Below are 12,184 nucleotides of genomic sequence, written 5' to 3' on the forward strand. Positions count from 1 at the left end.
GCCTGGCACAACGACACGTGCCAGGCCCCTGTCTTTGCGGCGCGCTAGGCCACCTTCCGAATCACCACCGGAATCGACTTGTAGCTGGGCGTGCCGCTTTGCTTGTCCTGGTAGTCCAGCGGGCAAAGGTCATTGGCTTCGGGGTAGTACGCGCCGACCGAGCCGGACGCAATGTCGTAGGCAATCGCCGTCAGCCGCAGGCGCCGGTGGGACTGGCCGGGCAGGTCGGTCTGAAGCTCGACTTCGTCGCCGGGTTCCAGGCCGTGGCGCGTCAGGTCGGACGCATTCATGAACAGCACGTCGCGTCGGCCGAACACACCGCGATAGCGATCGTCCAGGCCGTAGATGGTGGTGTTGTACTGGTCGTGGCTGCGCAGCGTGGTCAGCTTCAGGCCGCCGGATGCGGTGGCGGGATCTTCCTGCAAGCCCTTGAAAGGCAGGAACTCAGCGCGGCCCGAGCGCGTTTTCCAGATGCGCTCGGTGGGCGGCAGCGGCAGGCGGAAGCCGCCCGGTTTCAGGATGCGTTCGTTGTAGCCGTGGAAGTCCGGATACACCTGTTCGATCAGGTCGCGGATGCGGCTGTAGTCTTCCACCAGATGCAGCCACGGTACGCGGCTGGCGGGCAGCGTGGCGGCGGCGATGCCGGCGATGATGGCGGGTTCGGAACGCAGATGCTCGGACGCCGGCGTCAGCTTGCCGCGCGAGGCGTGCACCATCGACATCGAGTCTTCCACGGTAATGGACTGCGCGCCGCTGGCCTGCACATCGCTTTCCGTGCGGCCCAGCACCGGCAGGATGATCGCGTCGCGACCGATCAGCAACTGCGAGCGGTTCAGCTTGGTGTTCATGTGCACCGCCAGGTCCAGGCGGCGCATGCCGGCCTCGCATTGGCTTGTGTCGGACAGCGCCATGGCCAGGTTGCCGCCCAGGCAGATCAACACGCGCGCGTCCCCGTTCACCATCGCCTTCATGCCGTCGACGGCGTCATGCCCATGGCGCTCGGGTGGTCGGAAGCCGAACGTCTTTTCAAAGTTGTCGAACATCACCGGGTCGATCTTTTCGGTGATGCCGACGCTGCGGTTGCCTTGCACATTGGAATGCCCGCGCAACGGGCAGATGCCGGCGCCGGGCTTGCCGAAGTTGCCTCGCATCAGCAGCAGCGCGGCGATCTGCTGCACGTTCTGCGTGCCGCGCGCGTGCTGGGTGATACCCATGCCGTAGGTGACGATGGTGGCGTTGGACTTGGCGTAGGCGGCGGCCACCTGTTCCAGCTCCGCGCGCGCCAGGCCGCTCACCTGTTCGATGTCGGCCCAGTCGGTGTTGTCCAGGTCTTGGACGTAGGCGTCAAAGCCGTTCGTGTGTTCCGCGATGAAAGCGTGATCCAACGCGCCCGGCGCCTTGCGGTCCGCCTCCACCAGCGCCTTCATGATGCCCTTGAGCGCCGCCGCGTCGCCGCCAACCTTCACCTGGTAGTAGGTGGATGCGATGCGGGTCGAGCCGAAGGTGCCCATTTCGATGGGGTCTTGCGGGTCTGCAAAGCGTTCCAGCGCGCGTTCACGCAAGGGGTTGAACACGATGATCGGCACGCCGCGCCGCGCGCATTCATGCAAGGTGCCCATCATGCGCGGGTGATTGGTGCCGGGGTTGTGGCCCATCGAGATGATCAGGTCGCAGGTATCGAAATCATCCAGCGACACCGTGCCCTTGCCGATGCCGATGGCTTGCGGCAGCCCGACGCTGGTGGCCTCGTGGCACATGTTCGAGCAGTCGGGAAAGTTGTTGGTGCCAAACTCGCGTGCAAACACGCTCAAGAGAAAAGCGGCCTCGTTCGAGGCGCGGCCAGACGTGTAGAACTCCACCATGTCCGGGGCCGGCAGGCTGGACAGCGTGCGGCCGATGTGGGCAAAGGCCGCGTCCCACGAAATGGGCTGATAGGTGTCGCTGGCGGCGTCGTAGCGCAAGGGATGCGTCAGGCGGCCGGCGTCTTCCAGCTTGTGGTCGCTCCAGGTCAGCAATTCGGTGACGGTGTGCGCGGCGAAGAATTCAGGCGTGACCCGCTTCTTGGTGGCCTCCCACGTGACCGCCTTGGCGCCGTTTTCGCAGAACTGGAAGGTGGAAGTATGGGCCTTGTCGGGCCAGGCGCAGCCCGGGCAGTCAAAGCCGTCCGGCTTGTTGGTGCGCAGCAGAAGCACGGGCGCTTCCGCGATCCGCATCTGGTCGGCCACGGCCTGGGCGGTGGCCTTGAGCGCACCCCAGCCGCCGGCGGGGGCGTCGTAGCGTTGGATACCGGTGAGGTTGTTGGGCTTCTTGGGTGGGTTCTTGCTAGGCGGGTTGTTTGACGGCTTGCTTGGCTTCATAAAAATCTCAGGTTCAAGATGCTATGAAGCACTGTATGCCAAGTGGCGTCAATAACACCCATCCCAGCGTTCGCTCAATCCCACTTCGCCGCCAGCCCCTCGGGACTGACTTCACGCCCGTTGCGCTCCAGCGCGGCGATCTGTGCCATATCCTCATCGCTCAGGCGCAGTTGCAGGGCGAGCAGGTTGCTGGCCAGGTTGTCGCGCTTGGTCGACGAGGGGATCACGGAATAGCCCAGTTGCAGCGCCCAGGCCAGCGCCACTTGTGCGGGCGTGGCGTTATGGCGTTGGGCGATCTGCTGGATGACGGGGTCTTTCAGCACCTTGCCGTAGGCCAGCGTCATGTACGACGTCACGTGAATGCCTTGTTCCTTCAGGAAGGCGGTCAGCGCTGCGTTCTGCAGATAGGGGCTGAGTTCGATCTGGTTGGTGGCGATGGCGTCAGCGCCCACGGCTTCGATGGCTTCACGGGTTTCGGCGATGGGGAAGTTCGAGATACCGATCTGGCGGGTCAGGCCTTGCGACTTGGCCTCGGCCAGCGCGCCCATGCATTCCGCGATCGACACGCCATTGCCGGGCGCGGGCCAGTGGATCAGGGTCAGGTCCACGTAGTCGGTGCGTAGCTTGGCCAGGCTGTCCTTCAGGCTGGGTACAAGCTTGTCCTGCGCCATGTTGGGCACCCAGATTTTCGTGGTGATGAACAGGGCGGCGCGCGCCACGCCGGATTCTGCGATGGCCTGGCCGACCTCGGCTTCGTTTTCGTAGATCTGCGCGGTGTCGATGGCGCGGTAGCCGACGTCCAGCGCGTTGCGCACGGAATCAATGACAACCAGGCCTTGCAAGCGGAACGTGCCGACGCCGAAATGGGGAATGCTCATGTAAAACTCCGGAAAGGGGGGTGAAGATCCAGGCGGCGATGGCCCGGGAATGCAGCCAGTGTGCCCGCCCGATCCTTGCTGAAAAAGCCCTGTATTGGCGAAAGACTTTTGATATAACGTCAAACATGAAAACCACACTCGACGAAATGCAGGTCTTTATCGCGGTCGTGGACAGCGGATCCATCACCGCTGCCGCCGACGTGCTGGGCCAAACCATTTCCGCTACCAGCCGCACGATGAGCCGGCTGGAAGAAAAGCTGCAAACCACCTTGATGCGCCGAACCACGCGCCGGCTGGAACTGACCGAAGAAGGCCGCGCCTATCTTGAGCAGGTGCGCCGCATCGTGGCGGCGGTGGAAGAAACCGAAGACCTGATGAATGTGCGGCGCAATCAGCCGGCCGGCTTGTTGCGCGTGGATGCCGCGTCACCGTTCATGCTGCATGTGATCGCGCCGCTGGTGCCGGGCTACCGCAAGCGCTATCCGCAAGTTGAGCTGGAGCTCAACAGCAATGAGGGCAATATCGATTTGCTGGAACGGCGCACCGATCTGGCCATTCGCATCGGGCGGCTGAAGGATTCGTCGCTGCACGCGGTGCCGCTGGGGCAAAGCCGCGTGCGCGTGCTGGCCAGCCCGGCCTATCTGGCGCAACACGGCACGCCCAAGCGCGTGGCCGACCTGGCCACGCACACGCTGCTGGGTTTCAGCCAACTGGAAGCGTTGAACGAATGGCCGCTGCTGGATGCCGATGGGCAAGCCTTGCACGTCAAGCCCGGCGTGCGCGCCCATAGCGGCGAGACGCTGCGGCAGTTGGCGCTGAACGCCGGTGGCATTGTCTGCCTGTCGGATTTCATGACGCGAGCGGACCGTGAATCAGGCGCGTTGCAGCAAGTGCTGCCGCGCCACACGCAAGATGTCAGGCAGCCGATCAACGCGGTGTACTACCGCAACACCGCGATCTCGTCGCGCATCAAATCGTTCATCGACTATGTGGTTGAAGCGGTGGGGCCGAACGGATTCTCGGAGCCGGCCAGACGGTGAGAGATGTGTCCAATCGAGACATGGCGTTGGGCGCACCAATGGGCAAACGTATACTGCCCCCGTTTTAATTCTGGATAGCCCCAAACCCCATGAGCATCTTCTCCCGCTTCTTTGGCAGCAAGGAAGAATCCGCCGACTCGCGCGCGCTGGCCGCCAACCCCGACGTTGAAAACCCGCTGAGCTTGCAGGTGCTGTTCAACGCACCGCTGGCGCTGGCCGAAGACACCTTGAAGGCCGCGTTGTGCGCGTATCACCCGTCAATGAGCAAGGCTCGCGTCGAGATCGCGCCCGACATGCCGGAAGTGCTGGGCCTGGCGGGCTGGGGCGAGCATGTGGTGCGGCTGGTGGGTTTTAACGCACCCTATCCCAAGGATTCGTTGGAAGCCTGCGTGGCGCCGGCCCATTACCCGGGCACGGTCAAGGACGAAGTCCGCGCGCATGCCAGCCACATCATCCTGTACTACGGTGGGTTCGCGAAAGATCCGCTGGAGCAGTACGTGGCGCTGGCCGCCGTGGCCGGCGCGTTGACGGGGTTTGGCGCCGTGGCGGTGTTGAACGAAACCGCGCACACCTCGTTGCCGGCCGGCGTGTTCGATGCCGAGTCGCTGGGTGAGGAAAGCCTGGACCTGTTGCGCACGCTACCGCTGAACATGCTGTATTGCGGCTTTGTGAAGTATGACGTGGACGGCGTGGCGGGCGTGTGGATGCGCACGTATGGCGCCGACCGGTTCGGCCTGCCCGATTTCGCGGCGCTGGCGCGGGGCCATGATGAAGGCGAGTACTACTCGAACATGTTCAACAACATCATGGGCTACATGCTGGAAAGCGGCGCGGAACTGGCCGCCGGGCACACCATGCAGATCGGCGAGAACGCCTACATGAAGCTGCGCGAGCCCGCCCAGGAAGAGTACTTCCTGGACGGTCCCGCGCAGGTGTTGGTGGCCGAGATCATCACGGCCGACGAGATCAACGCGCCGCAATAACCGCGCGGCCGCCCAAGGCGGGCCACACCCGCAAGCCCAGCGCTACCGCTGCCGCACTGGCCGCCACCACCGTCACGCCGGTCCAGCCCCAGTGCGCCAGCGCCAGGCTGCCCAGCGCGCCGCCAGCCGCCATGCCGATGAACACGCCCGTCATCAGGATGGCGTTGAGCCGGCTGCGGGCGGCGGGGTCGATGCCGTAGACGATGCTTTGATGCGCGATCAGCGAGGTCTGGATACCCAGGTCGAAACCGATGGCGGCGCCGGCGATCAGCCACAGGGCGGCGTGCGGCGACAGGAACGGCAGGAAGATCATGGACGCAAATGAAACCATGGTCAGGCCCGCGCCCAGGCTGGCTACGGCCAGCGGGCCACGAGTGTCGGCCACGCGGCCGGCCAGCGGCGCGGCCAATGCACCGGCCGCGCCCGCCAGGCCGAACGCGCCCGCCGCACCGGCGCCCAGGTGGAACGGCGCGCCATGCAGCATCACCGCCAGCGTCGACCAGAACGCACTGAAGCCTAACGACAGCAAGCCTTGCGCCGTGGCCGCGCGGCGCAGCCCCGGATGTTGGCGCCACAAGGTGGCCAGCGAACCCAGCAACGCCGCATACGACAACTGAGCGGTCGGCACGAAGCGCGGCAGGCCGCGCCACAGCGCCGCGCCCAAGGCCACGATGGCGACGGCGGCGGCCACGAACATGGCGCGCCAGCCGAATTGCTCGGCCACAAAACCGCTGACCACGCGCGACAGCAGGATGCCCAGCAGCAGGCCGGTCATGACGGTGCCGACGATCTTGCCGCGTTGCTCGGCGGGCGCCAGATGCGCGGCGGCGGGCACGATGTCTTGCGCCAAGGTGGCCGACAGGCCCACCACGAAACTTGCCGCCAACAGCACGCCGATGGACGGCGCCATGGCGGCCGCCAACAGCGCCAGGCTCAGCACGGCGGCTTTGATCAGGATGATGCGCTTACGGTCGTGGCGGTCGCCCAGCGGCGCCAGCATCAAGATGCCGAAGGCGTAGCCCAATTGCGTCAGGGTTGGAATCCAGCCCAGCGTTTCGGCGCTGGCGTGGATCTCAACGCCCAGCACGCCCAGCATGGGTTGGCTGTAATACAGGGACGCAACCGACAGGCCGGCGCCGATCGCTAGAAGAAAAACCAGGCCACGCGACAAGGTGGCGGAAGGGGTTTGGGATGACATGATGACGTGTCCGAAGGTTCGTGTACGGGGCAGATTCTCGGCGTCTCGACGATGTTTTGGTAGCCGGCGCGGCGGTACATCGGTTATACGGTTGGCGTATGAGCACCTCCATCCCGACTGTCACGACCCCTGTCAACGCCACTGCCGGCACCGACCGCCTGCTGCTGATCGAAACGTTCGTGCGCATCGTCGAGGCGGGCAGCCTGTCGGCCGCCGCCGCGCAACTGGGCGGCACGCAACCCACCGTCAGCCGCCGCCTGCAATTGCTGGAGCGCTCGATGGGGGTGCGGCTGCTGCAACGCTCCACCCACGCCATCCGGCTGACCGAGGATGGGCAGCGCTGTTATGAACGCGCCAAGGAACTGCTTGCCACGTGGCAGTCGTTTGAAAGTGATGTGCGCGGCGCGGGCGACGAACCCACCGGCACCTTGCGCGTGGTGGCCCCGCACGCCTTCGGCCAGGATCAATTCGTGGAGCCGTTGGCGCGCTACTTGCAGCAGTATCCGGCAATGCGCGTGGAATGGCTGCTGCATGACCGCATGCCGGATCTGATCGCCGAAAACGTGGACTGCGCGATTCGCGTGGGCGCGGTGACCGACCCGTCCGTGATCGCCGTGAAGCTGGGCGAAGTGCCGCGCATTGTCGTTGCATCGCCCGATCTGTTGCGTGGGGCTCCCGTGCCTTTGCAGCCGGAGGCGCTGGCGTGCCTGCCCTGGCTGGCGTTGCGCACGTTCTATCGCACCGAGGTCAGCCTGACGCATTGCGACACGGGCGCAACCGAGCGCTTCGGCATCCACCCGCGCCTGTCCACCGACGGCTTGCACGCGCTGCGCAAGGCCGCCGTGCTGGGCCTGGGCGTGGCGCTGGGATCGGCGTGGGTCATGCAAGACGACCTTGCCGCCGGCCGGCTGGTGCATCTGGCGCCCCAGTGGCGCGCCGACCCGCTGCCGGTATTCCTGGTGTATGCGCCGTCGCGTTTTCAGCCGGCGCGGCTGCGCCGATTCATCGAGATCATGCGCGAGCATCTGCCTGTCGGGCTGGCAGGCGGCTGACGCAACCAGCGCCGACTCTTATCAGACAGGCCATACCGTCGGGTCGCGATGGCCGGACGTGGCGGCGCTGGCTCCCGGACAGAAAGACGTTGCCGCTTGAGGGGCGGACGCGGACGGGGGGGGGGGGGGGGGGGTTGGATTGGCGCGCAGCAATTCCGCCCGGCACGGGCGACCATACAGCCAGCCCTGGCCGGTGGCTTCGGGTGCGCGTTCCAGCACATAGCGCGCCTGCTCTTCGGTTTCGATGCCTTCGACCAGCACAGAGATATTCAAACGGCGGGTCATCTCGAACACCGTGTCCAGCACCGTGGCCGCCCACGCATTCGCGCTGATCCAACGAATCAACGTGCGGTCCAGCTTCAGACCGCTGACGCCCCACGTGAGCAGATTGCTGAGGTTGGCGTAGCCCGCCCCGAAGTCATCAATGACCACGCGGAATCCAACTCGCAAGTATTGGGCAATCAACGTGCGCGGGTCTTCCACCAAGAACGCCAGTGATTCCGTAATCTCAAGCACGATTCGGTCGGGCGGTATTCCAAACTCGCGTGTGGTATCGACCATGAACTTCACAAAGGAAGCGTCTTCGATGTCGCGCGGCGTGACGTTGATGCTGGCGTAGAAATCGCCCGGCTCTCGCAAACGATCTTGAAGGTCGCCGAAGGCGGCGCGCACGACGTGGCGCGTGAGTTTGCGTCCCAGGCCCGTTGACTCTGCCCAAGCGAAAAACGTATCGGGCGGAATCACGCCCAGCGTCTCGTGCGTCCAGCGCGCCAACGCCTCGACGCCAACCATGTGGCCCGTGGACATCTCCACAAGCGGTTGATAGACGACGTGGATGTGCCCGCGTCGCATTGCCCGATTCAATCGGCGTCGCACCGCTGACGCACCGCCAAACCAGCGGTAGCACAACAGGCTGAGCAGCACGCCGCCAATGGCGCCAAGCAAGGCGGGCCAGTGCACATCGCGCGCGGGTTGCTCGGCTGTGCCGCTGTTCTCACCCGACGAGGAAGCGATGGCATCGTAGGCCACGCCAAAGATAGCGCCCGTTAAAACGAGCAATAAAAAATAGGGCAGGCAGGGGCGCAGGAAGCGATGAGGAATGGTCATGGATGCGAGCAGATCCGCAATATGTCTTGGTTGCCGCGGCAAAATAAAAGCCAAGAAACCGAGCACTAATAAAGGGCTTGCGCAGTGACCATGTGGACACCTTGCAAGACCGTGCCGATTACTCAGCACGCACTCACTAGTTCGCGCGATAACGCGGGCTTGTTGCAGCCTTGACGTTAATTTTCATTTGGCTCGATGCCTTGTTGCTAAGCTCATCGCAAACGCAATGTTCAGTAATCGGCAGTGCATGAAATTATGTATCTGTCTGTACTTTGCGAGCGTATACTTCCCTGCATGGTTCAGCCCATGCGCCATCTTTTGCGGCCAGGCCGCTTATCAGAATGGCGGTAGAAATGCCCAGAGAATTCGCCTCCCGCTTAGGGACTGTGGAATCCGAATTAAAGGCACTGTGGCTACAAGCTCAGGCCGGAGACGAAACCGCTTATCGAGATGTGTTGGGCCGCATTGCCCGTTTGCTGCGAGCCTATTTGCGCCGACGCATGGCGGGCTCCCTGGACGATGTCGAAGACCTGGTTCAAGAGTGTTTGTTGGCCCTGCACCTGCAGCGTGGAAGCTACGACTCCACCCAGCCGCTTTCCGCCTGGGTATATGCAATCTCTCGTCACAAGCTGATCGACTTCTGGCGCCGCAATCGGCGCTATGGTGCCCTGAACGATCCTATCGACGATGTAGACGAACTGCTTCTTGCCGGGGAAGCCAATGAAGCGACCTCCCATATGGATCTGGCTCGTTTGTTGGGCGAGTTGCCGGATGCGCAACGTCGAGCCATCGAACTGACTAAACTGGAAGGATTGAGTGTGGCGGAGGCCGCGGCGCGGATTGGCATGTCAGAAGGCGCCATCCGGGTTCAAGTCCACCGTGGGTTAAAACGACTGAGCCTACTCGTCAAGGTGGTCATATAGTGAAAACCAAGGACTTCATCGATTTTCTAGCTACCGGCGCGGGGCCCGCGCCGGCGGCCAATACGTCCTTCAAGCTCCGCGCCGCCTTGCTCGCCGGATTGGCCACCAGCCTGGGAGCAGGCCTGGTGGCGAACGGCACCGCAACCCCCGCTATTTTTCTGGCCAGCCGCTGGTACAAGCTGCTTTATGCCTTGTCGATCCTTGCCTGCGGATGGGTAATGGTCACGCAGTTGGCTCGTCCGTTATCGCGCGTGCGTCGGTCCATGTGGTGCTTGGTGGCGGTGGTGTTGATCATGGCCGGATTCGGTGTATGGGTCTTGATTAACGCACCACCTGATCAATACGCGGCGTTGTTGTTGGGTCAAAGCTGGCAGGTTTGTTCGTTGTTGATCATGCTGTTTTCCCTACCCGGTTTGGCGGCGTTGCTATGGGCCTTGCGCTCGTTGGCGCCCACACGATTACGTCTTGCCGGCTTTGCCGCTGGCGTCTTTGCGGGGTCGTTGGGTGCATTGGGTTATAGCGTGATTTGCCTTGAGAATTCATTCTTGTTCGTGGCGGTCTGGTACACGTTGGGAATCGGCTTGAGTGGCTTGCTTGGCATGTTGCTTGGGCCCAAGGTGCTGAACTGGTAGGCGTATTGGTACGTATTGATAGCGGATGTCGTCACGGACCCATTGGGGTCCGTTGTTGTTTTTGGCGTTGATGTTTGTGGCGATGACGTTTGTGACGTTGATACGTGGTGTGACTGCATGGTGCAAGCGTTGTAACGAAACGGCGCACGACGGCGAATAAGAAGACATGCCGGCGCTGGCCGCCCCGCTCTTCGGTCGTGTGAATGGGGCGAGACGCGCGGGCGCCCAGCCGTCGCGCCGCGTCGGCGCCAACGAGTACGCCATGAACGCCCAAGAATTCTTCAATGTGTTGACTCAGCATGCGGCAAGCACCTACCGGCCCGCGGTGATCGGGCCGCGCGCGTCGCTGTCCTATAGCGCGCTGTGCGCGCATGTGAAAGAACGCGCGGCGCTATACAAGCAGTTGTCGGTGGGCGTGTTGCTGACGCTTCAAGACAACTCGCCTTGGACCATCGTCGATGATGTCGCGGCATTGATGACCGATGTCGTCCATGTCCCGTTGCCGCCGCTCGCGACGGACCGCATGGTGACTAGCGCGCTGGAACGCTGCGGCGCGGATACGGTGATCGCGCCCGGCGCCATGGCGGCCAGGCTTGTCAGGTTGGGGCTGCGGCCGTCGGTCTCGCTGTCCGGCGGCGATGGCGTGTTTGTCCGGGACGTTGCATCGCCCGCGCGCGCGCTGCCGCCAGGCACCGCGAAGATTGTGTTCGACATCGACGGCGAAGGCATGGGCCGGGGCATATGCCTGAGCGAGCAAGCGTTGCTGTCGGCCGCGTCGTCGACGGCGCAAGCCTTGGCGGAGCGGGGAATCAAACGGCATTTGATGACCCGCCCCTTGGCCACGCTGCAAGAGTGCGTGATGGGGGCCTATGCCAGCTTGATGTCAGGCGCAACGTGTGTGGCCATGCCGGGCAGCCATTTCGCGCTAGACGCGATGGGCGTTGACCCGCTGGCCTTGCACGAAGAGCTTGAGCACCACGGCGCGCAGAGCTTTCTGGCGACGCTGCAAACGCTGGTCGATTACGCCACGTTCTTGCAGGACCGTCGCGCCCGCGCGCCCGTCACATTGCGCTGTGCGCTGATCGACGGCCCGGCGGACGAGCTGGGTGTGCGCCGACTGTTCGAAGCGACCGGACTGCCTGTCGTGCCGACCTTCTCTTTGCCCGAGGCCGCTTCCGTCATCACGATGAGAACCGACGGCATCCGCCACGCCGGCTCGGCGGGAAAAGTGCTGCCGCACATGCGGATGCGCGTGTCCGCCAGAGGCGAACTCGAGGTCAAGGGAACGCTGTTCCTGGGCTACGTTGGCGACACGCCCTATACGGGGGAATGGCTGGGCACGGGCCGGTATGGAGAGATCGACGCCGAAGGGTTCGTGTATCTGTTGGATCGCGCGGGCTCCGCGCTGGTCGCTACCTCGCGCGCGGGGCCCACGCAGGCAAGCGCCGAACGCGCCTTGATGGATACGTTGCTGTTCATGCAAGCCGTCGTGTACCTCAAGCCGCGCGTGGGATGTTGCGCGGTGTTATGGCCGATCGGCCAGAGCCTGTCCGACGGCGAAATACAGGCCGCCATCGACCGGTGCAACGCCCGTCTGGATGCGCGGTCGAAGTTGGTGCGATGGACGCGCGCCAAAGCGCCGTTTTCATTCGTGGCGGGGCTTGCCACATCGCGAGGCCGGCCACGCCGTTCGATGATCTTGCGCCTGCATGATCATGAGTTCAATGAGGCGATCGCCGAAGACGCCCGCCACGATGCGCTGATCGCCGACGTGTGACGGCGGCGCAATGAAGGGGGCGCATCACTGCCCCCCCTTCTCTATTGCCTGACGCAATTGCCAAACGATCGCAAGACTATTGCGTTATTGGGCGCGGAATACTCGCACTTAGGCGATAAAAAAATACTCGCAAACTTCAGACCACATTGAGCGAGAGACAAATTTGCCGAACTCCCGCAAAGCTATGTCCATTATTTACCGTTCTTAACTATTGCCCCCGTAACCGGATGCAGCGGG

At 63.6% G+C, this 12,184-nt stretch carries 10 protein-coding genes; 6 read left to right on the forward strand and 4 right to left on the reverse strand.

Annotated elements, in window-relative coordinates; all coding sequences use genetic code 11:
* Nucleotides 1–44 precede the first annotated feature (44 nt).
* Together ACE04A_RS28095 and dkgB are read right to left on the reverse strand one after the other, a co-directional pair.
* Entirely contained in the window at nt 45–2,357 is a 2,313-nt protein-coding gene (locus tag ACE04A_RS28095; protein ID WP_485820741.1) for an FdhF/YdeP family oxidoreductase, read from the reverse strand.
* Nucleotides 2,358–2,431: 74 nt separating this feature from the next.
* The gene (gene dkgB, locus ACE04A_RS28100; RefSeq protein ID WP_448716898.1) at nt 2,432–3,235 is read right to left on the reverse strand and encodes a 2,5-didehydrogluconate reductase DkgB; all 804 of its coding nucleotides are present in this window, start codon (nt 3,233–3,235) and stop codon (nt 2,432–2,434) included.
* A gap of 125 nt (nt 3,236–3,360) precedes the next feature.
* On the opposite strand from dkgB, the gene ACE04A_RS28105 reads away from it, so the two are divergent.
* Nucleotides 3,361–4,275 (forward strand): LysR substrate-binding domain-containing protein, encoded by a 915-nt coding sequence (locus ACE04A_RS28105; RefSeq protein ID WP_485820742.1) that lies wholly within the window; start codon nt 3,361–3,363, stop codon nt 4,273–4,275.
* A gap of 89 nt (nt 4,276–4,364) precedes the next feature.
* Nucleotides 4,365–5,258, forward strand: coding sequence for a DUF4261 domain-containing protein (locus ACE04A_RS28110; RefSeq protein WP_259252758.1), 894 nt, complete (start codon nt 4,365–4,367; stop codon nt 5,256–5,258).
* Here ACE04A_RS28110 and ACE04A_RS28115 read toward each other — a convergent pair.
* Complete coding sequence (locus ACE04A_RS28115) at nt 5,242–6,456, reverse strand: MFS transporter (protein ID WP_447987777.1); 1,215 nt, start codon at nt 6,454–6,456, stop codon at nt 5,242–5,244. The two genes, ACE04A_RS28110 and ACE04A_RS28115, sit on opposite strands and share 17 nt — an antisense overlap.
* Nucleotides 6,457–6,554: 98 nt before the next feature.
* Between ACE04A_RS28115 and ACE04A_RS28120 the strand changes: the two genes are divergently transcribed.
* Complete coding sequence (locus ACE04A_RS28120; RefSeq protein ID WP_448716901.1) at nt 6,555–7,508, forward strand: LysR family transcriptional regulator; 954 nt, start codon at nt 6,555–6,557, stop codon at nt 7,506–7,508.
* Nucleotides 7,509–7,529: 21 nt separating this feature from the next.
* On the opposite strand, the gene ACE04A_RS28125 is transcribed toward ACE04A_RS28120, so the two are convergent.
* The gene (locus tag ACE04A_RS28125; RefSeq protein ID WP_485820743.1) at nt 7,530–8,615 is read right to left on the reverse strand and encodes an EAL domain-containing protein; all 1,086 of its coding nucleotides are present in this window, start codon (nt 8,613–8,615) and stop codon (nt 7,530–7,532) included.
* A gap of 353 nt (nt 8,616–8,968) precedes the next feature.
* On the opposite strand from ACE04A_RS28125, the gene ACE04A_RS28130 reads away from it, so the two are divergent.
* From ACE04A_RS28130 to ACE04A_RS28140, 3 genes are all read left to right on the forward strand, one after another.
* Nucleotides 8,969–9,538: a sigma-70 family RNA polymerase sigma factor gene (locus ACE04A_RS28130; RefSeq protein WP_448716904.1), complete on the forward strand. Its 570-nt coding sequence runs from the start codon at nt 8,969–8,971 to the stop codon at nt 9,536–9,538.
* A complete protein-coding gene (locus ACE04A_RS28135; RefSeq protein WP_448716906.1) occupies nt 9,538–10,170 on the forward strand; it encodes a DUF1109 domain-containing protein in 633 nt (210 codons plus the stop codon). The genes ACE04A_RS28130 and ACE04A_RS28135 overlap by 1 nt, the downstream gene beginning before the upstream one ends.
* A 262-nt stretch (nt 10,171–10,432) precedes the next feature.
* A complete protein-coding gene (locus tag ACE04A_RS28140; protein WP_448716907.1) occupies nt 10,433–11,947 on the forward strand; it encodes an AMP-binding protein in 1,515 nt (504 codons plus the stop codon).
* The last annotated feature ends 237 nt before the right edge of the window (nt 11,948–12,184 follow it).

This window comes from Achromobacter colocynthidis (assembly GCF_057334535.1).